Here is an 18,046-nt window from a genome sequence, read left to right on the forward strand (position 1 = left end):
GCTCACTCCGCCAAGAACGCGCCTGCCGCGCCGGGTCTCGCCAATCAGCCTTCTGACCGTTCGGAGAGGAACACCATGGTAGGCACCGGGTCCGCGTTCGTGACGGACGCGTACAAGGCCATCGCCGATCTGCTCAAGTCGTGCCCTGCGGCGAACGACTTCGTCTCGACCCGCTCGTCCTGGCTGTTCGCGATGGCCGACGCCTTGGAGGACGCGGACTTGTGCGAGGACGCGGACAGCACGCGGGAGACCGCGCTGTGCTTGGTCCGCAACGCGGTGTCCGAGGTTGGCGGGGTGATCGCGTGATCACCCGCAACCGGATGCGCCTGCCGGTCGTAGCGGTGGAGGCGGTCGTGTGCCCGAAGGGCGAGGCCGCGATCGACGGCGGGCGGCTGTCGACGCTGTTCACCTATGACGCCCGCGACCCGTTCGCGGTCACGCTGACCCTGACCGGCTACGGGGTCGACTGGGTGCTGGCGCGGACGTTGCTGGCTGATGGCGTGAACGCCGGGGCCGGCGAGGGCGATGTCTACGTCTGCCCGGACGTCCACGGCAAGCCGGTGGTGGCGGTGACGTTGTTCGGCGATACCGGCACGCTGATTCTCCGGTTCTCCCGCAGCGACATCGAACGCGTGCTGGACGCGATGGAGCGGATCGTGCCCGAGGGCAGCGAGTCCGGCCGGATCGACTGGTCCCGCGAGTTCGGCTGGCTGGTGTCGGGCGGTGAGGCCGCATGACCGGCAAGAACCTCTCGCCGCTGGCGATCGAGCGGCTGGCGATTCAGCGCTGGACCGAGGCCAACGGCCGGACCTGGGCCAAGGCCACCCCGCGCGAACGCGCCGCCTGGCTGGCCGAGACCGAACCCGCCATCCGCGAGGAACACGGCATCGCCGCCGATGCGGAGTGGCGCGGCGGGGACTGGCAGGCACCCGACCAAACCGACCTGTTCGACCTGATCTCCCGGAAGGAGGTGGCCTGATGTCCACGCAAACCCTGATGGTCCTCGGCGGCCTGGCGCTGGTGGGCGTGTTCAGCGTGTGGCGCGCCGGGCGCAAGTCCGCAGCGCGGAGCATGAAGGGCGTCCGTGAGGTCACCCGCATGACCGGCAACACCCTGCGGCTGATCCTGGCCACGCTGGTCATCGCCGGAGCCCAGTGGCTGGTGGTGGTGAAGATCGGCAACACTACCGCCACCTGGATCGTGCTCATCGTCCCCGCCCTGCTGGCCTCCGCGACGATCGTGCGGCTGATGGCGATCACCGAGGTCGTGCACACCACCCGGGGCGGTGGTCGGCGATGACCAGCACGGAACTCGCTGCGCAGGACGCGCGGCACGCGCCGCTCACCGACGCGGACAAGCTCGCCCAGGACGCCGCGACGGCGGCGCAGGTGCGGCGGCTGGCGAACCACCCGGACGTGGTGGCGCTGCGGGTGGAGAAGGTCCGCACGCAGGTGGACGCGGTGATCTGGCTGGGGATCTTCCTCGGCCTGGCGTTCACGATGGTCAACGTTCAGCAGTTCGCCGCCGCCGGTGCGCCGGTGTGGTCGCTGGGCTGGTTCGCCGGGTGGCTGCTGGACCCGATGGTGTCCCTCGTCCTCGTGGCGGTGCTGCGGGCGGAGCAGATCACCGCCCGCTACCAGGTGTCGACCGGGGTGTGGGCGCACCGGACGAAGTGGTTCGCGTTCCTGGCCACCTACGTCATGAACACCTGGGAGTCCTGGACCCGGTTCGACGTCGCCGGGGTCGCGCTGCACTCGGTGCCGCCGGTGCTGGTGTTCCTGGCCGCCGAGACCGCGCCGGTGCTGCGCGACAAGCTCACCGAAGCCGTCCTGGCCGCCGCCCACCACGCCCACGCCGGCCGAATCACCCCAGTTGCCGAGCAGGCGGGCGAAGACCAAGCCAGCGGGGTCCCGGCCGACCTGGCCAGCCCAGTAGAGCACGCGACTGACGCACCCGCAGAAGCAAAGCCGGTCCGGAAGCCGAGCAAGCCCGCCCGCAAGACGACCAAGGCCAAGACCGCGGGCCGCAAGCTGCTGGGCGACTACGTGGCCGACGCCCGCGCCGCGTGGACGCCGGGAACCGAGGTCACCCCGGCCTGGGTCCGCAGCGTCACCGAGTGCGGACGCGGCACCTCCTCCGCCGTCGCCGCCGCCCTGACCGCCGAACTCACCACCGCCACCGACCTGAAGGAAGCCGCCTGATGTCCACGACCGCCGACCACACCCCGTTCCCCAGCCACGACCACGAACGCCAGGGAGAGCAGCCCGTGAACACCCCCGCCGAACCGTCCGCGAACACCACCGCCGAAGAGTCCGCGAACGCCGCCGCGAACACCGCCATGGACGTCGCCTACACCCGCTCCGGGCATGCCGTCCCGGTGCACCCGGACACCGCCCGCAGCCCGGAGCAGCTCCCCGCCCAGGCCGCCGACGAGCGCGACGCCCGCGCCGGGGACGTCATCGACGCCGCCGACGCTCCGGCTGTGCCGGTGGACCCGCCCGCCGTGAGCCGGTCGTGGTGGGAGACCGCCGGGGACGCGACCGCGCGCCCGCTGGTGGCCAAGTGGCTGACCTCGGCCGAAGAGTTCAAGTCCCGGGCGCGGTTCGTCGTCCGCTACGCCGCGCACACCACCGCGTTCCACGCGCTGCGGGTGCCGTTCTACGTGCCGACCGCGTTCCTGCGCTCGTTCGGGGCGGTCGGGCGTCTGCTGGGCCGGTTGCACCATTGGGTGTTCGACGGGGAGTCCAAGCCGGTGCGGATGAACGCCCGCGACAAGCACGACGCGGACGTGTACATGAAGCTGCGCGAGGCCCGCAACGAAGCGGTGCGCCGCCGCATGTCCCCGGTGATGGTCGGGCTGGTCGTCCTGCTGGCGATCGTGTACCTCGCGATCACCTACGTCACCCCGTTCTGGAACTGGACGGTGCTGGTGACGGCGATGACCCTCATCGGGTGGTGGGGCGCTCCGGCGGACAAGCCGGTCGCCGGGCGCGCGGTGGACGGCGTCAAGACGCCGAAGCTCACGTCCACGATGATCGAGGACGCCCTGTGCTCGCTGGGCATCGGCGCGCTGAATCAAGCCATCTCGAAGGGCAAGCGCATCGAGTTCCCGAACCCGATCGCCCGCGACGGCGACGGCTGGCGCGCCGACGTCGACCTCCCGCTGGGCGTCACTGCGGGCGACGTCATCGCCAAGCGGCAGGAGCTGTCTTCCGCGCTGCGCCGCCAGATCGGCTGCGTGTGGCCGGAAGGGGACGCGAAGGTCCACGAAGGACGGCTGGTGCTGTGGGTCGGGGACCGGGACATGTCCAAGGCCAAGCAGAAGCCGTGGTCGCTGGCCAAGCCGGGCGCGACGGTCGACCTGTTCAAGGCCCAGCCGTTCGGCACCGACCAGCGCGGCCGCTGGGTCGAGATCACGCTGATGTTCGCCAGCATGATCATCGGTGCGGTGCCCCGGATGGGCAAGACGGTGTCGCTGCGGGAACTGCTCATCATCGCCGCCCTGGACCCGCGCGCGGTGCTCTACGCCTTCGACCTCAAGGGCACCGGCGACTTTGCGTCCGTCGCGCCGTGCGCGCACGCTTACGGCGTCGGCGACGAACCGGAGGATCTGGAGCGCATGGTCGCGGAGATGCGGGAGCTGCGCGAGGAGATGCGCCGCCGGATCAAGGTGATCCGCAGCCTGCCGGAGTCGGTGTGCCCGGACAACAAGGTCACCCCGGAACTGGCTGCCCGCAAGGACTTGCGGCTCGTGCCGATCGTGGTCGCGGTGGACGAGTGCCAGGTGTGGTTCGAGCACGCGAAGTACGGCGAGGAACTGGAGTCCATCTGCACCGACCTCGTGAAGCGCGGCCCGGCGCTGGGCATCATCACCATCCTGGCCACCCAGCGCCCGGACGCGAAGTCGCTGCCCACGGGGATTTCCGCGAACGCGATCCTGCGCTACTGCCTGAAAGTCCAGGGACAGACCGAAAACGACATGGTCCTGGGAACCTCGCAGTACAGGAACGGCGTCCGGGCGACGATGTTCGCCCGTACCGACCTCGGCATCGGCTACCTCGCCGGTGAGGGCGACGACGCCAGGATCGTGAAGTCGGTGTACAAGGACGCCACCGAGGCCAAGAAAATCGTCGCCGGAGCCCGCGCCCGCCGGGAGGCGATCGGCAACGTCACCGGCTACGCCGCCGGGGAAGAGGTCGACGTCGAGGCCGCCCGCCTGGACGCCCTGGCCGACGCCGTCGCCGTGTTCGGCCGCGGCGAGGACAAGCTGTGGTCCGACGTCATCGTGGGCCGACTGGCCGAGCTGCGCCCGAACCAGTACGGCGGATGGACCGCGCAGAACCTCGCCACCGCGCTCAAGCCGCACGGCGTCAAGCCCAAGCAGGTCTGGGCCACCGACCCCGAGACGGGCAGGGGAGCCAACCGCAACGGCTACACCCGCGACGCCCTCGCCGACGCCAAGAACAACCGACAGTAACCAGGAGGCAGGGCTAGGGGCGGTGCGCGTCCTAGACCGGATCGCCCCTAGACCTAGACCCCGCCCCTAGACACCCGCAGCCATTCTGACCAGGACTCTAGCGCCCTAGACCACCCCGCGCCGACCAGCGGAAACACCCGCAAACCCCGGCTAGCCGCCGACACCGCCCGGCCCTAGCCCTGGCCGAACGCACCCAAAAACAGACACTCAGAGTCACTATCCAAGGGGACCACCTTGACCACGCACACCACCGTCCGGACCGTCACGATCCCGTTCGCCGACTACCGCGCTCTCGTCGCCGACGCCGCCGCCTGGCGGCACCTGGCCGCCAGCCCGCACGTCGCGGAACTCCTCGCCGAATGGGTCGAGTGGGACCGCCGCCGCACCGCCCGCGAGACATCGAACGCCGTCTGCGCCGCCGGGAACTGGCGCACCAACGCCGCCGCCCCCAGCTACGCCGAACTCGCCCGCCGCCGCGCCTCGTTCGCCCGGCCCGCCCTGACACCGCAGCAGATCCGCGCCGCTGCCGCCGCTTCCTGGGCGCGGTTCGACGCCTGGGCCGCACGAGAGGAGGCCGCGTGATGGACACGCTCAACGTGCTCTCCCTCTTCGCCGGCATCGGCGGTCTGGACCTCGGTCTGGAACGCGCCGGGCTGGCGACTGTCGGCCAGGTCGAACTCGATCCGTTCTGCCGCACCGTGCTCGCCCGACACTTCCCGGAGGTCCCGCGCCATGACGACGTCCGCACCACGCCCGCCTGGTGGCGCTCCCGCCCTCGCCCTCGCGTCCACGTCGTCGCCGGCGGCTTTCCCTGCCAGCCCTTCAGCAATGCCGGGCGGATGCTCGGCATCGCCGACCCGCGATGGATGTGGCCCGCGATGGCAGCCGTCGTTCGCCTACTTCGACCCGACTACGTCCTCGTGGAGAACGTCGCAGCTCTCGTTCGAGATGCCGACGCTTTCGGCATCGTCCTCGGTGACCTGGCCGCGCTCGGGTTCGATGCGGAATGGGCACTGCTACACGCGTCGGCCTTCGGCGCACCGACCCCGCGTGAACGGCTCTACCTGCTGGCCTACCCCCCGAGCGTCGATGGGCAGCCACGGGATCTGCTGGAGCCGGGCCGAATCGGGGGATCACCGTTGGCAGCTGGAGGACTTCCTGGCCTCCCAGCACATCAGCTCAGGCGGGCGGCGCGTGACTGGCTGGCTCGTGAACCCCGAGTGGACCGACTGGTTGATGGGGTTCCCGACCAGGTGGACCGCCTCCGCGCGATCGGCAACGCCGTCGTCCCCGCCGTCGCGCAACACCTCGGGCAGCTGATCCTCGCCGACCACGCCGTCCGCGTCCCCGCCGCCGCACCCGTCGCAGCCTGAACGCCGCCAGGAAGGACCACCCATGACCACGCACACCACCGAACCGTCCACACCGGACGGCGCGGCTCTGCTCGACTCGCTCCGTGCCGCGCTGACCCGCTACGTGTCCTTGCCCAGCCCCGAAACCGCCGACGCCATCACGCTGTGGATCGCTGCGACCCACGCCCAACCGGCCTGGGCGCACGCCCCGCGGCTGGTGATCCGGGGCCCGGAGAAGCGGTGCGGCAAGTCCCGGCTGCTCGACATCGTCGAGGCCGCCTGCCACAACCCGTTCATCACGGTCAACAGCTCGTCGGCCGCGGTCTACCGGTCGGTGTCGAACGACCCGCCCACGATCCTGGTGGACGAAGCCGACACCATCTTCGGCCCGAAAGCCGACGGGAACGAAGACCTGCGCGGGCTGCTCAACGCCGGGCACCAGCGCAACCGCCCCGCCAAGCGCTACGACGCCACCAATAACCGCGTCGAGTCCATCCCCACCTTCGCGATGGCCGCCCTCGCCGGGATCGGCGCGATGCCCGACACCATCGAAGACCGCGCCGTCATCGCCCGGATGCGCCGTCGCGCCCCGAAGGAAACCGTCGCCCCGTACCGGCACCGCCGCGACCGGCCCGCCCTGCGCACCCTCGCCGACCAGCTCGCCGAATGGCTGCGCTCCGACCTGCCCGCCCTGGAATCCGCCGAACCGGAGATGCCCGTGGAAGACCGCGCCGCCGACACCTGGGAACCCCTCGTCATCGTCGCCGACCACGCCGGAGCCGACTGGCCCGGCCGCGCCCGTCGCGCCGTCCTCGCTCTCACCGCCGTGGACTCCGAGGACGGCTCCGAGACCGTCCGGCTCCTGGCCGACTGCCACGCCGCGTTCGGCGCGGCACCGGTCCTGACCACCGGCCAGCTCCTGGCCCGGCTCAACGCCGACCCGGAAGCCCCGTGGTGCGGGCACGGACCGACCGGGCTCACCCCCGCCAAACTCGCCAAGCTCCTGCGCGAGTACGGCATCCGCTCCGGCAACATCCGCCCCGACGACGGCCCGCAAGCCAAGGGCTACACCCGCGCCGACTTCACCGACTCCTGGGCGCGCTACTGCCCCGACCTCACCGACGCACAGGCCGCCGACGAACCCGCGCGGGACGGCTGTGACGCGTCACCGGCGGTCGTACCGCTCCGGCGCGCACGGTCCGCCTGACCACCCCCAGCGGGGTAGCCGTCCCAGCCGTCCCAAGCGTCCCCGCGCAGGTCAGCCCCGGGACGGCACCCGTCACTGGGACGGCACCAGCCGTCCCATCCCAGCAGCCTGGGACGGCTCAAGCCGTCCCACCCGACCAAGCCGTCCCGGGGCTGACCTGCGACGGGACGCTTGGGACGGCTGGGACGGCTACCCCCCTCAGCACCGACCAACTCGTTTGCATCCCTCACGAAGGGCTCCACCACCCATGGCTACCGCCGACGACATCACCCAGCTCGCCACCACCCTCGCCAAACTCGCCGAACGCCTCGCAGCCAACGAAGTCGATGCCGCTCGGCCCACGCCGCGTCCAATGCCGGCACGGGTCCTGCTGACCGTCGAAGAGGCCGCCGAACGCCTCGGCATCGGCCGGACATTCGCCTACCGCCTCGTCCGGACAGGGCAGCTCGAATCAGTCCAGATCGGCCGTCTCCGACGGATTCACGTGTCCGCAGTGGACGACTACGCCGCAACCCTTGTCCGCAACTCGATCCAAGACGCTGCTTGAGAGGGGACCCAATGCCGAGGAAGAAGCGCCCAGAGGGCACCCGTGCTGCGAACTTCACGAGCAGCGTCTATTTCAGCGAGACGGATGGGCACTGGCACGGCCGCGTCACCGTCGGCAGGAAAGACAACGGGAAGCCGGACCGTCGGCACACCATGTCGAAGGACGAAACCAAGGTCAAGAACAAGGTCCGCGAGTGGGAGAACGAGCGCGAAGAAGGGCGTGTTCGCAAGGCGGGCCAAAATTGGACAGTCGAAAAGTGGTTGAACCACTGGCTGAACGAGATCATGGCTCCACCGACGATCACCGAAAATGCTTGGGACGCGTACGAAGTCGCGTGCCGCGTGCATCTCATCCCGGGCATCGGCGCGCACCGGCTCCAGCGTTCTCACGCCGATGACAAGCTGGAGGCGGAGCACCTGGAGAAGCTCTACCGGAAGATGATGCGTGAGGGTTCCTCCGCAGGCCGCGTGCACCAGGTGCACCGGACAATCCGCACCGCGCTTAAGGAAGCGAAGAAGCGCAAAATCATCGCGGACAACCCCGCGGAACTCGCGCGCGCTCCGAAGGTGGAGGAGATCGAGACCGAACCGTACGAGGTCGACGAGATCCAGAGCATCCTGGAGAGCGCTAACAAGCAGCGCAACAGTGCCCGTTGGGCTATCGCGCTTGCCCTTGGGTTGCGGCAGGGTGAAGTGCTCGGGCTCCAGTGGTCGGATGTGAACTGGGACGGCTGGGACCGGCCGTGCGACGGACATGCGGTCTCGTTCTGCCCGGAGTGTTTCGAGCACCACGCCCCGGAGATCGGGGTGCGTCGGAACCGGCTCCGGCCGAAGTACGCGCACGGGTGCTCTGAGCCGTGCGGCCGGAAGTTCGCGGGCTACTGCCCGCAGCGGGTCGCGAAGCGCAAGGAAACGGCCGCCACGAAGTCGAGGGCAGGCAAGCGGTGGATCGGGCTGCCGAAGGAACTCGCGCTGCTCCTCGTGCGCCACATGGCGGCGCAGGCCCGGGAACGCGAGCTGGCCGCTGATCTGTGGGAGGAGGACGGGTACGTCTTCACCAAGCCGACCGGCCAGCCCCTCGTGCCGAACACCGACTACCACCACTGGAAAGCCCTGCTGAAGGAAGCGAAGGTGGGGGAGCGTCGCCTCCACGACGCCCGGCACACCGCAGCGACGGTGCTGCTGCTCCTGGAGGTCCCGGAGCGGACTGTGATGGCCATCATGGGGTGGTCCAGCACCGCGATGGCGGCGCGGTACCAGCACGTGACCGACCGCATCCGGCGCGGTGTCGCGCACCGGGTCAACGGGCTGCTGTGGGCTCCGCCGGCCGAGCTGAAGGAGGGAGGCGAGGAGGGGCCGAAGGTGGCCTAGCCGGGGTCAAATGAGACTAAAAATGAGACTAAGACGGGAAACGCCGGTCGGCCCGAAGCTGGACCGACCGGCGTTTCCGCTGGTTACTGCGGCGGAGGATACAGGATTCGAACCTGCGAGGGCGTGAACCCAACACGCTTTCCAAGCGTGCGCCTTAGGCCGCTCGGCCAATCCTCCGTGGGGAAGAATACCGGATGCCTCTCCGGCTCCTCGCAGGTGGTCGGACCTGCCCGAACGGCTCAGACTTCGGCGACCTCGACGACGTCGGCGACCACGATGGTGATGTTGTCCGGGCCACCGCCTTCGTTGGCCAGTGCGATGAGGCGCGGCACGGTTTCCTCGGGGGTTCCCTCGGCCAGCACGTCGAGGATCGCCGGTTCGCTGGCTCCCGCGGTGAGGCCGTCCGAGCAGAGCAGGTAGCGGTCGCCGGCCTGCGGCGTGAACTCCCAGACGTCCGGTTCGGCGGAGCCGGTGCTGAGCAGGGCCTTCATCAGCAGTGAGCCACGCGGGTGGTGGGCGGCGTCGGCGGCGCTGATGCTGCCGTCTTCGACCAGAGCTTGTGCCAGAGTGTGGTCGCGGGTGATGCGCTGCAGTTCTCCGTCGCGCAGCAGGTAGCCGCGGGAGTCGCCGACGTGTGCGGCGGCGAAGTGCGAGCCGTCGAAGAGCAGCGTGGTCAGGGTGGTGCCCATTCCTTGCGTGGCCGGGGTCTGCTCGGCCACCGCGGCCAGTTTCGCGGAGACTTGGTGCACGGCGTCGGTCAGGATCGCGGACAGGTCTTGTGCCGTGAGGTCCAGGGTGCGCAGTTCGGCGTCCAGCGATGCGAGCACACTGACCGCGGTGGAGCTGGCTACTTCGCCGTGCGGCTGGCCGCCGATGCCGTCGGCCACCACGAGCAGCCGCCCGCTGGCGTAGACGGAGTCCTCGTTGTTGCTACGTCGTCGCCCGAGGTCCGAGCCCGCGGAGTAGCGCAGGGTGAACCGGGTCTGCTCGGTGGCCATGTCCCCATGAAACCATTGGTTGACTGGGTTAACAAGCGAAACGATGGAAACCGGTGTCGTCGGCTATCGTGCTGGACATGGCAGACGACGCGGCGGTGAGTGCGGCCGACATCGCGCGCCTGGCGGGAGTGCGCCGGGCCGCGGTGAGCAACTGGCGACGGCGTCACGACGATTTTCCCAAGCCGGTCGGAGGCACGGCGAGCAGCCCGTTGTTCTCCTTGCCGGAAGTACAGGCGTGGCTGCGCGGGCGGGGCCGTCCGTTCGAGTTGGCCCCGATCGACGAAGCCTGGCAACGGCTGCGCGCGCTCGGCGACGACCTCGACCTCGGCGCCCGGCTGGCCGCGGTCGGCGAATACCTCGCGGACGCGGCGGAAGGGCCGGATGACGACCCGGAGCTGCTGACCCTGATCACCCGGCTCGCGGTGAACGGGGGTGCGGCGGAGACCTTCGAGCAGCTCTGCGACCGCTACTTCGAGGCGCACGCCCGCCGGCTGTCCACGACACAGCCGGAATACGCCGAGCTGATGGTGCGGCTAACCGGCGCGAAAGGGGCGACGGTGCTCGACCCGGCGTGCGGGTTCGGGTCGTTGCTGCTCGCCGCTGGGGCGACTCGCGCGAACGGGCAGGACAGCGACCCGGACGCGGCGCGGATCGCGGGCATCCGGCTGCGGCTGCACGGCGCGGACACCGAGGTGCACGCGGCGGATGCGTTGCGCGCGGACGCTTTTTCCGGGCGGCAGGCGGACGTCGTGCTGTGCGATCCGCCGTTCAACGAGCGTGGCTGGGGGCATGAGGAGCTCGTCGGCGATCCCCGGTGGGAGTACGGATTGCCGCCGCGCGGCGAGTCCGAGCTGGCGTGGGTGCAGCACTGCCTGTCGCACGTGAAACCTGGTGGCACGGTGGCGATCCTGATGCCCGGTGCGGCGGCGGGGAGGCGCAGCGGCAAGCGCATCCGGGCGAATCTGCTTCGGGCCGGGGCGCTGCGCGCGGTCTGCACGCTCGCGTCCGGCACCGATCTTTGGCTGCTCACCCGGCCAGCCGTCGGCCAGCAACCGCCGGCGACGGTGCTGATCGCGGACACCACGCCGGACGCCGTCGAGCAGGTCTGGCAGGCATATCTGGACGATCCGGAGAGCGGCGAGCGGATCATCGACCTGCTCGACGACGACGTCGATCTCAGCCCGTCCGGGCGACGCGGCCGCAGCGATTCGGGCGAGGCTTTCCTTTCCGCACAAAAGCTTTTCGCCGAGATCGGCATCAAGTTGCCGGTGCTGGAACCGGCCGCCGGGGAACCGGTGTTCACCACCGTCGGCGAGCTCGTGAAGGCGGGCGCGCTGCGGATCACGCACGCGCCGCCGCGCACCGCGGACGGCGACGAACCGGTCCTGACCGCCGACGACGTGCTGAACGGGCGCCCGCCGACCGGCCGGGCGGCCCCGGACGAAGCGGCGGTACTGGCCCAAAGCGGAGACGTGGTCGCGTCGGTGACCGGCGCGGTGATCGTCCACAGTGGACCTCCAGTGCGACTTGGCCCCGCGCTCTCCCGGTACCGGGTGGATCCGGAGTTGCTCGACGCGCGGTTCCTCGCCGGTTGCCTGCGCGCGGCCGACTTCCCGGTGCACAGTGCGTCGACCCGGATCGACGCGCGCCGGCTCAAGGTGCCTCGGCATCCGCTCGAGACGCAGCGGGTGTACGGCGGCGCGTTCGAGGCGCTCGCGGGCTTCGACCGGGCGCTGCGGCAAACCGCGGAAATCGGCCGCGACCTGGTGCGGCTAGGCTTTGCGGCACTTGCCGAAGGACGGCTCAAGCCCGGTGGCGGGTGAGCGCTGTGAGGGGGCCCATGCTCATCGCGGACCGCTACGAGGTCGAGGACCTGCCATTGGGCCGGGGCGGCATGGGCGCGGTGCATCGCGGTCTGGACCGGCGGCTCGGCCGGAACGTCGCGATCAAGCTGCTGCGGCTGCCCGGTGGCGACGAGGAACTGGAGGAACGCTTCGCCCGCGAAGCGCGGATCCTCGCCACGCTCGACCACCCCGGCGCGCCCACCCTGTACGACTTCGGCACGCACGATGACCGCTTGTTCCAGGTCATGCAGTTCGTCGAGGGCGTGGCGCTGGACGATCTGATCGCCGAGCACGGTCCGCTTCCGGTGCCCTGGGCAGCGGCGATCGCGGCGCAGGCGGCCGCAGTGCTGTCCGCGGCGCACGCGCGTGCGGTGTGCCATCGTGACCTGAAGCCGGCCAACCTGATGCTGTGTCCGGACGGCAGCGTGAAGGTAATGGACTTCGGACTGGCTGTGTTGCGTGAAGCGGACACTGCTCGCTTCACGCGCGCGGGCCAGCTGCTGGGCACGCCGTCGTACATGGCACCGGAACAGATCCAACGCGGGCATGCGGAGCCGCGAAGCGACCTGTACGCGCTCGGTTGCGTACTGCACGAGATGCTCACTGGCCGGCCGGTCTTCACCGGTCCGACGGCGTACGCGGTGTTCGACAAACAGGTGAACGAGCCGCCCCCAGTCGTCCACGGCGTACCGGCGGCGCTGAGTGCGCTTCTCGCTGCGACGCTCGCGAAGGATCCTGAAATGCGGCCGTCTGGCGCGGAAGTGTTGTACGCGCACCTCGTGCCCTTCGCACGGGACTTACCACCGTTGCCGGGCTTCTTGCACCCAGCAACGGTGGTGAGTCCTTCGCGGATGTACGCCCGCATGGTGGGGCTTAGCGGCCGGCGGTGACGCGCGTGCGCGGCTGGTCCGTGAGCGGAAGGCCGCGCTTCTGGATGCGGTAGTAGGTGAAGGCGTTCTGTGCGGCGATGCTCACGCCCAGCGTGACCAGGATCGTCGAGGACGCCGCGGCCTGGTCGACGCCGAATGCGCCCGAGAGGAAACTGAAAGCGACGCGTACGCCGACGGTGGCGACCCAGAGCACCACGGTGAGCGGCGTGCCCTTCACGAACGTGGTGCCTTCGCGTTCACTGAGCGTCGAGGTAGAGCTTCGCAGCACGCCGAACCCCGCGAGCAGCACGATGTCGATGCCGAGCATCAGGAGCGCGTCCGTGCCGAGGCTTTGCAGAGAGTCCCGGGCCAGGTAAACACCGAGCACGATCATCAGCGCGGGCAGCACCAAGAGCCGCTTCGGGGTGAGCAGCGTGCCGCGCATTTGACGGTAGACGACGCGGTAAAGGACCAGTGCGGCGATCGCGACATAAAGGACAATGGTGAGGCCGGTGTTCACGGCGATCCCTTTCGGATGCGGTCGGCTTTCCCCCGGCCGGCGGCGGGTGCCGGGGGTTCCCGGCGTGCTTCCAGCTTCTCCCGGACCAGGGCGGATTCCGTCGGCGCGCGGGCGGGGACCGGGTGGAACTCGTTCTCCACCCGAGGGTGGAGAGGTCAGATCGTGACCATGGAAAAGCAACCGGAAGGGGGGAATGGTCGTCTATCCGGGTGACCGGGTCCTACCGAATGCGACCCGACCGAAATGCGGGGGTACTGGATCGTGAAAAGGCTTCTGGCGGCGGTGGCGGCGGCTGCGATGGCGTTCGGGCTCGCGGCGTGCTCCGGCGGCGGTGCGACTGGCTCGGCGGCAGCGGGCGGAGTCTCCCCGGCGGCGGCGAACGTGCCGGTGAGCAGTTCCGCGCCGGCCAACAGTTCCGCTCCCGCGTCCACTCCGGCCAGCACCAGTTCCGCTCCGTCGACGCAGCAGACCACCCCGAAGCCCGCGCCCAAGCCGCAGCCGAAGGCCGACCCGGCACCGACCGCGGACGTGCCGTGCGCGGCCGCCGCGGCCGCCTCCGGCACCAGCGCCTGTGTGGACATCTCCGCGCACCGCGCCTGGCTGCTGCAAGACGGGAAGGTGATCGACGGTCCGGTTTCGATGCTGCCCGGCGGCAAGGGGCACGCGACGCCGACCGGCACGTTCCACGTGCTGTCGAAGGAAAAGGTGCACCTGAGCAAGGAGTTCGACGACGCGCCGATGCCGAACTCGGTCTTCTTCTACCCGGGCGACGCCTTCCACACCGGCAGTCTGAAGGTGTACTCGCACGGCTGCATCCACCTGTCGGCGGCGTCGTCGCTGCGGTTCTTCAACACGCTGCACGTCGGCGACGTGGTGCAGGTCATCCCCTGACCGGTCGAGGCCGAAGCGGCACGGTCGGGCAAATCTCACCCTCCTGAGGCAGCTGCGTCCCCCTTCTGAGCGATACCTCACGCTGAGAAGGGGGCGCAGACGTACGCCGCCCCGTTGGGCGGGCATCGGCTCGTCGGCCTAGCCCAGCGCCGTTCCAGACCTCCGTGAGCAGCCGCGCAGTCGACGGTCTCATCGAGCATGACGGCCATCCCGGCAAGCTGCGCCGCAGCACCGACGAAACGCGTCAGACCAGATCAGCCGGCCGAGTCCCGATCGAGGCCAGCGGCAGCCCCAGCGTCACCCGCTCCACGAGCCACCGGCTCGGCCGGTACCGCGGATCCCCGGTCGCCCGCTGCAATCCGTTGAGGATCCGCAGCACCTTCTCCGGTCCGATCAGATCGCCCCATGCCAGCGGTCCATGGGGGTAGCCCAAGCCGAGCCGCACCGCGGTGTCGATGTCCGCGGGCGCCGCCAATTCCTGGTCGGCCAAGTAGCAAGCCGTGTTGATGATCGACGCCAGCAGTCGTTGCGCGATCGGCGCGGCTCCGTCCCGGACCACCGTCACCGGTGTTCCGGTCGCGGCCAAAGCTCCCCACGCCGCACGGCCGCAGGCCGGATCCAGTCCGGGGTGGACAGACAAGGTGAACCGGGATTCGTAGCCCAGTGCGTCCACGCCGCACACCCGGGCGGCGGGCAGTTCCAGCCGGGCCGCGGCGTCCACAGTGGACTCGCCGCGCAGGGTTACCAGCAAAACCGTGTCCGGGTAGGCATCCGGGACGACGTCGACGCCAGCCGCTGCCAGCAGCCGGCCGAGGCGTTCGTCCTCGGCGTACACCGGCATGGCCGGCGCGGGCGGCGCGGCGGGCTCCGGCGGCACCTCCTGCTTTCCGTCGGGATACCGGTAGAACCCCTCGCCGGTCTTGCGGCCGAACAGTCCGGCCGCGACCCGCGGGCGGGTCAGCCAGGACGGGCGCAGCCGCGGTTCGCAGTGGAATCCGCTCCAGATGCTTTCCAGCACCGCGTGCGAAACGTCCAGTCCGGTCAGGTCGAGCAGCTCGAACGGACCCAGCTTGAGGCCGAGCACGTCGCGGGCGATCCGGTCGATCTCCGCGGGCTCGGCGAGCGATTCGGACAGGACCTGCAGCGCCTCGGTGTTCAGTCCGCGGCCGGCGTGGTTGACCAGGAAACCGGGCGCGTCCTTGGCCAGCACCGGTTCGTGCCCCCAGCCGCGCACCAGTGCCAGCGCTTCGCGGGGAAGCCAGTCCGCGGTGCGCGCTCCCGGCACCACCTCGACCAGCCGCATCAGCGGGACCGGGTTGAAGAAATGCAAACCGACCAGCCGGGACGGCTCAGCCAGCCCAGCGGCGATCTCGGTGACCGACAGCGAACTGGTGTTGGTGGCGAAAACCGTTTCCGGGCCGCAGACCTTCTCCAGGCCGGCGAACAGCGTCCGCTTCGTTTCGAGGTCTTCGCGAACTGCTTCGAGCACCAGGTCCACGTCGTCGGCGGGGGCGAGCGGGCCGTCCACCGGCACCAGCCGCTCCTTCGCCGCCCGGCCGGCTTCCTCGGTCAGCTTGCCCTTCGCGACCAGCTTGTCGAGCATCGAGCCGACCTGCTCGATCGCCGCGGCCACCGCTTCCGGCGCCGCGTCCGCGAGCTCCACGGTGACCCCGCCGGTCGCGGCGAGCTGGACGATCCCGCGTCCCATCACGCCGGTGCCGATCACCCGGATCCTGCCGACCTGGCCAGCCCATCCCGTCACGTCGAAACCCGCCTTCCCGTGCTGTCGTCACGGCGAACCTACCCCGGACTAGAGGCCGACGAAGTCCGCCATCTGACCAATCAGGTGCTCGAAATATGCGTCCGCGGGATCAACACTGCCGACGTACTGGCCGAACAGCTCGAAGCTGAGGGCGCCGAACAGCTGGGTCCAAGCCCCGATCGCGCGCATGACGATCTCAGCCGGCGCGTCGATTCCGAGGAGTTCGGTCAGCTGGTCGGCCTGTGCGCGCAGCTCCGGCGACATCGGCGCGGTGACCGCCGGCTCGTGCGGATGCGCGTCACGCAGCACCGCGATCAACGTCAACGCCACCCGGCCAGCCGGAGCGACGGTGTCCTGCGGGGCTCGGTAGCCGGGGATTGGCGAGCCGTAGATCAACGCGTACTCGTGTGGGTGCTCGCGGGCCCAGTCGCGGGTCGCGTGCCAGATCGCCCGCCACCGGGCGCGCGGGTCGCCGGTGCCGGGGTCGGCCTGTTCGGCGGCGTGGCCGATGGAGTTGTAGGCGTCGACGATCAGCGCGGTGAGCAGGTGGTCGCGGCTGGGGAAGTACCGATACAGCGCGGACGAAACCATCCCGAGCTCACGGGCCACCGCGCGCAGCGAGAGGCCGTGCGCACCGACCTCGGCCAGTTGGCGGCGGGCCTCGTCCTTGATCTCGCGGGTCAGCTCGGCGCGGACGCGTTCGCGGGCGGTTCGGGGCGCAGCAGTCATGCGATCAGTCTGCCTCAGCTGAGAGCGCTGCGCAAAATAGAGAGCACTGCTCTTGACGCGAGACGAGTCCAGGGTGTTCACTGTTCTCAACAGAGAGCGCCGCTCTCGAAACCGAGGAGGATCCCATGACCAGCCCCCGTTACGTCAAGCCGGGCAAGTCGACGAACATGTTCAACAGCGCGGTTCGCGGGCTCACCAAGCTCGGTGTCAGCGTGCTGGGCAGCCGGGTGCTCATCATCCGCGGCCGCAAGTCCGGCGAACCGCGCGAACTGCCGGTGAACCTCTTGCCGTTCGAGGGCAAGCAGTACCTGGTGGCGGCACGCGGCGAGACCCAGTGGGTGCGGAACCTGCGGGCCGCCGGCGAGGGGCAGCTGCGAGTCGGGCGGCGCACCGAGACCTTCACCTATCGCGAACTGGCCGACGACGAGAAGCCCGCCATCCTGCGCTCGTACCTGAAGCGCTGGGCGTTCGAGGTGGGCGTGTTCTTCGACGGCGTGAACGCTAAGGCCCCCGAGGAGAAGCTGCGCGAGATCGCGCCGGGCTACCCGGTGTTCGAGATCCGCACCCAGTGAATCAGCGCACCCGCTTCTTGAACGCGGTAGCCGCGATCAGCACGACGCCGACCAGGAACGCGATCAGTCCGATCAGGAACCAGAGTTTCTGCCCGGTCATGAAGCTGCCGGTGAGCACCCCGACGCCTTGCAGCACCCAGGTCGCGCCCACGAGCACCAGCACCACTCCGCAAGCCAGCGTGATCCAGCGCTTCACCACAGCCTCCAAGCCGACAAGTCCGTGAAGGGAACATTGAGGGAATCAGAGTCTCTCAATGTTCCCTTCACGGACAACGGCCGGGCCGAGAGGCGGGTTATCCGCGTCGGCGAGGTTGTCCGTTGCCGAACTGCTGGGCTTCGCCGAGCGAAGTGGCGGTCGCGGTGGAGCCGTCCACCTTCGCTACCACGGTCACGTTGTCGCCGGACTTTGGCGAACCGGTCTCGACCGTTGCGGTGTTCAGGACGTAGGTCTGCTTGTAGCCGTCCTTGCTGGTCAGCGTCACCGAAGTGGCGCTGATCTCAGTGATCGTCCCGGTCTGCAGGCGCTCCGTCACGTATCCGCCGGACGTGTCGGCGACGACGAAGTCGCCGTGCAAGGCGTTGCGCAGCGCCGCCGCGCCCCCGCCGCGACCGGCGAAGCCGCCTTGCCCGCCAGGCCCGCCCGGGCCGCCGGGACCGCCGAAGCCGCCAGGGCCCTGCTGTGCGGACGCGTTGTTGCCGCTGGTGCCCGCCCAGATCGCCAGCCCACCGCCCACCGCGATCACCGCCGCGACGCCGACCGCGATGGCGGTCTTGCGGCCGTTCCACGACTTCCCCGCCGCGGGACCAGGATTCGGACCGGCGCCGCCGGGTGCGGGAGCGGGCGGCTCTCCCCAGGTCGCGCCCTCTGCTGGATCGGTCGTCATGGTTTCCTCCGGAACTTCAGCGCT

The 18,046-nt window shown here is 69.9% G+C and carries 21 protein-coding genes and 1 tRNA gene; 15 read left to right on the forward strand and 7 right to left on the reverse strand.

The window, feature by feature from the left end; translation table 11 throughout:
• The first annotated feature begins 75 nt into the window (after positions 1-75).
• From AMYBE_RS0135115 to AMYBE_RS0135165, 11 genes are all read left to right on the forward strand, one after another.
• Positions 76-306 (forward strand): hypothetical protein, encoded by a 231-nt coding sequence (locus AMYBE_RS0135115; protein ID WP_154676395.1) that lies wholly within the window; start codon positions 76-78, stop codon positions 304-306.
• Complete coding sequence (locus AMYBE_RS42930; protein WP_020664077.1) at positions 303-737, forward strand: SsgA family sporulation/cell division regulator; 435 nt, start codon at positions 303-305, stop codon at positions 735-737. Before AMYBE_RS0135115 ends, AMYBE_RS42930 begins: the two co-directional genes overlap by 4 nt.
• Positions 734-979 carry a hypothetical protein gene (locus AMYBE_RS0135125; protein WP_020664078.1) on the forward strand — a complete coding sequence of 82 codons (246 nt, stop codon included), beginning with the start codon at positions 734-736 and terminating at the stop codon, positions 977-979. The genes AMYBE_RS42930 and AMYBE_RS0135125 overlap by 4 nt, the downstream gene beginning before the upstream one ends.
• On the forward strand, positions 979-1,299 hold the full coding sequence (locus AMYBE_RS0135130) for a hypothetical protein (RefSeq protein ID WP_020664079.1): 321 nt from the start codon (positions 979-981) through the stop codon (positions 1,297-1,299). Before AMYBE_RS0135125 ends, AMYBE_RS0135130 begins: the two co-directional genes overlap by 1 nt.
• Complete coding sequence (locus tag AMYBE_RS0135135; protein WP_020664080.1) at positions 1,296-2,201, forward strand: hypothetical protein; 906 nt, start codon at positions 1,296-1,298, stop codon at positions 2,199-2,201. The genes AMYBE_RS0135130 and AMYBE_RS0135135 overlap by 4 nt, the downstream gene beginning before the upstream one ends.
• Complete coding sequence (locus AMYBE_RS42935) at positions 2,201-4,477, forward strand: FtsK/SpoIIIE domain-containing protein (RefSeq protein ID WP_020664081.1); 2,277 nt, start codon at positions 2,201-2,203, stop codon at positions 4,475-4,477. The genes AMYBE_RS0135135 and AMYBE_RS42935 overlap by 1 nt, the downstream gene beginning before the upstream one ends.
• Positions 4,478-4,711: 234 nt before the next feature.
• Positions 4,712-5,059, forward strand: coding sequence for a hypothetical protein (locus tag AMYBE_RS0135145; protein ID WP_020664082.1), 348 nt, complete (start codon positions 4,712-4,714; stop codon positions 5,057-5,059).
• Positions 5,059-5,850 (forward strand): DNA cytosine methyltransferase, encoded by a 792-nt coding sequence (locus AMYBE_RS0135150; protein WP_020664083.1) that lies wholly within the window; start codon positions 5,059-5,061, stop codon positions 5,848-5,850. Before AMYBE_RS0135145 ends, AMYBE_RS0135150 begins: the two co-directional genes overlap by 1 nt.
• A 22-nt stretch (positions 5,851-5,872) precedes the next feature.
• Positions 5,873-7,036: a DUF3631 domain-containing protein gene (locus AMYBE_RS0135155; protein WP_020664084.1), complete on the forward strand. Its 1,164-nt coding sequence runs from the start codon at positions 5,873-5,875 to the stop codon at positions 7,034-7,036.
• 247 nt (positions 7,037-7,283) lie between these two features.
• Entirely contained in the window at positions 7,284-7,583 is a 300-nt protein-coding gene (locus AMYBE_RS0135160; protein WP_020664085.1) for a helix-turn-helix domain-containing protein, read from the forward strand.
• 11 nt (positions 7,584-7,594) lie between these two features.
• Positions 7,595-8,953: a tyrosine-type recombinase/integrase gene (locus tag AMYBE_RS0135165; RefSeq protein ID WP_020664086.1), complete on the forward strand. Its 1,359-nt coding sequence runs from the start codon at positions 7,595-7,597 to the stop codon at positions 8,951-8,953.
• A 92-nt stretch (positions 8,954-9,045) separates the two neighbouring features.
• Here AMYBE_RS0135165 and AMYBE_RS0135170 read toward each other — a convergent pair.
• Both AMYBE_RS0135170 and AMYBE_RS0135175 read right to left on the reverse strand, forming a co-directional pair.
• Positions 9,046-9,130 (reverse strand) — tRNA-Ser (locus AMYBE_RS0135170).
• A 62-nt stretch (positions 9,131-9,192) separates the two neighbouring features.
• Positions 9,193-9,951: a PP2C family protein-serine/threonine phosphatase gene (locus AMYBE_RS0135175; RefSeq protein WP_020664087.1), complete on the reverse strand. Its 759-nt coding sequence runs from the start codon at positions 9,949-9,951 to the stop codon at positions 9,193-9,195.
• Positions 9,952-10,028: 77 nt separating this feature from the next.
• Between AMYBE_RS0135175 and AMYBE_RS0135180 the strand changes: the two genes are divergently transcribed.
• Both AMYBE_RS0135180 and AMYBE_RS0135185 read left to right on the forward strand, forming a co-directional pair.
• Entirely contained in the window at positions 10,029-11,774 is a 1,746-nt protein-coding gene (locus AMYBE_RS0135180) for an HsdM family class I SAM-dependent methyltransferase (protein WP_027928348.1), read from the forward strand.
• 17 nt (positions 11,775-11,791) lie between these two features.
• Positions 11,792-12,685, forward strand: a complete 894-nt coding sequence (locus tag AMYBE_RS0135185; RefSeq protein WP_020664089.1) for a serine/threonine-protein kinase — start codon at positions 11,792-11,794, stop codon at positions 12,683-12,685.
• On the opposite strand, the gene AMYBE_RS0135190 is transcribed toward AMYBE_RS0135185, so the two are convergent.
• Entirely contained in the window at positions 12,669-13,184 is a 516-nt protein-coding gene (locus tag AMYBE_RS0135190; protein ID WP_020664090.1) for a hypothetical protein, read from the reverse strand. The two genes, AMYBE_RS0135185 and AMYBE_RS0135190, sit on opposite strands and share 17 nt — an antisense overlap.
• 261 nt (positions 13,185-13,445) lie before the next feature.
• On the opposite strand from AMYBE_RS0135190, the gene AMYBE_RS0135200 reads away from it, so the two are divergent.
• Positions 13,446-14,075 carry a L,D-transpeptidase gene (locus tag AMYBE_RS0135200; RefSeq protein ID WP_027928349.1) on the forward strand — a complete coding sequence of 210 codons (630 nt, stop codon included), beginning with the start codon at positions 13,446-13,448 and terminating at the stop codon, positions 14,073-14,075.
• A 244-nt stretch (positions 14,076-14,319) separates the two neighbouring features.
• Here the strand turns inward: AMYBE_RS0135200 and AMYBE_RS0135205 are convergent, their stop codons facing one another.
• Entirely contained in the window at positions 14,320-15,837 is a 1,518-nt protein-coding gene (locus AMYBE_RS0135205) for a 3-hydroxyacyl-CoA dehydrogenase (RefSeq protein ID WP_027928350.1), read from the reverse strand.
• A 48-nt stretch (positions 15,838-15,885) separates the two neighbouring features.
• Complete coding sequence (locus tag AMYBE_RS0135210; RefSeq protein ID WP_020664095.1) at positions 15,886-16,566, reverse strand: TetR/AcrR family transcriptional regulator; 681 nt, start codon at positions 16,564-16,566, stop codon at positions 15,886-15,888.
• 125 nt (positions 16,567-16,691) lie between these two features.
• Between AMYBE_RS0135210 and AMYBE_RS0135215 the strand changes: the two genes are divergently transcribed.
• Entirely contained in the window at positions 16,692-17,138 is a 447-nt protein-coding gene (locus tag AMYBE_RS0135215) for a nitroreductase family deazaflavin-dependent oxidoreductase (protein ID WP_020664096.1), read from the forward strand.
• 1 nt (position 17,139) lies between these two features.
• Here the strand turns inward: AMYBE_RS0135215 and AMYBE_RS0135220 are convergent, their stop codons facing one another.
• Both AMYBE_RS0135220 and AMYBE_RS0135225 read right to left on the reverse strand, forming a co-directional pair.
• Positions 17,140-17,334: a hypothetical protein gene (locus AMYBE_RS0135220; protein ID WP_027928351.1), complete on the reverse strand. Its 195-nt coding sequence runs from the start codon at positions 17,332-17,334 to the stop codon at positions 17,140-17,142.
• A 97-nt stretch (positions 17,335-17,431) separates the two neighbouring features.
• Complete coding sequence (locus AMYBE_RS0135225; RefSeq protein WP_020664098.1) at positions 17,432-18,022, reverse strand: hypothetical protein; 591 nt, start codon at positions 18,020-18,022, stop codon at positions 17,432-17,434.
• Positions 18,023-18,046 lie beyond the last annotated feature (24 nt).

Origin of the sequence: Amycolatopsis benzoatilytica AK 16/65 (genome assembly GCF_000383915.1) — a bacterium.
GTDB classification, from domain to species: Bacteria; Actinomycetota; Actinomycetes; order Mycobacteriales; family Pseudonocardiaceae; genus Amycolatopsis; species Amycolatopsis benzoatilytica.

Coding starts and splice junctions, on each gene's coding strand:
- AMYBE_RS0135115 (WP_154676395.1), top strand. CDS start 76: ATGGTAGGCACCGGGTCCGCGTTCGTGACGGACGCGTACAAGGCCATC.
- AMYBE_RS0135125 (WP_020664078.1), top strand. CDS start 734: ATGACCGGCAAGAACCTCTCGCCGCTGGCGATCGAGCGGCTGGCGATT.
- AMYBE_RS0135215 (WP_020664096.1), top strand. CDS start 16,692: ATGACCAGCCCCCGTTACGTCAAGCCGGGCAAGTCGACGAACATGTTC.
- AMYBE_RS0135160 (WP_020664085.1), top strand. CDS start 7,284: ATGGCTACCGCCGACGACATCACCCAGCTCGCCACCACCCTCGCCAAA.
- AMYBE_RS0135135 (WP_020664080.1), top strand. CDS start 1,296: ATGACCAGCACGGAACTCGCTGCGCAGGACGCGCGGCACGCGCCGCTC.
- AMYBE_RS42935 (WP_020664081.1), top strand. CDS start 2,201: ATGTCCACGACCGCCGACCACACCCCGTTCCCCAGCCACGACCACGAA.
- AMYBE_RS0135130 (WP_020664079.1), top strand. CDS start 979: ATGTCCACGCAAACCCTGATGGTCCTCGGCGGCCTGGCGCTGGTGGGC.
- AMYBE_RS0135225 (WP_020664098.1), bottom strand. CDS start 18,022: ATGACGACCGATCCAGCAGAGGGCGCGACCTGGGGAGAGCCGCCCGCT.
- AMYBE_RS0135185 (WP_020664089.1), top strand. CDS start 11,792: ATGCTCATCGCGGACCGCTACGAGGTCGAGGACCTGCCATTGGGCCGG.
- AMYBE_RS0135175 (WP_020664087.1), bottom strand. CDS start 9,951: ATGGCCACCGAGCAGACCCGGTTCACCCTGCGCTACTCCGCGGGCTCG.
- AMYBE_RS0135165 (WP_020664086.1), top strand. CDS start 7,595: ATGCCGAGGAAGAAGCGCCCAGAGGGCACCCGTGCTGCGAACTTCACG.
- AMYBE_RS0135150 (WP_020664083.1), top strand. CDS start 5,059: ATGGACACGCTCAACGTGCTCTCCCTCTTCGCCGGCATCGGCGGTCTG.
- AMYBE_RS0135180 (WP_027928348.1), top strand. CDS start 10,029: ATGGCAGACGACGCGGCGGTGAGTGCGGCCGACATCGCGCGCCTGGCG.
- AMYBE_RS0135155 (WP_020664084.1), top strand. CDS start 5,873: ATGACCACGCACACCACCGAACCGTCCACACCGGACGGCGCGGCTCTG.
- AMYBE_RS0135210 (WP_020664095.1), bottom strand. CDS start 16,566: ATGACTGCTGCGCCCCGAACCGCCCGCGAACGCGTCCGCGCCGAGCTG.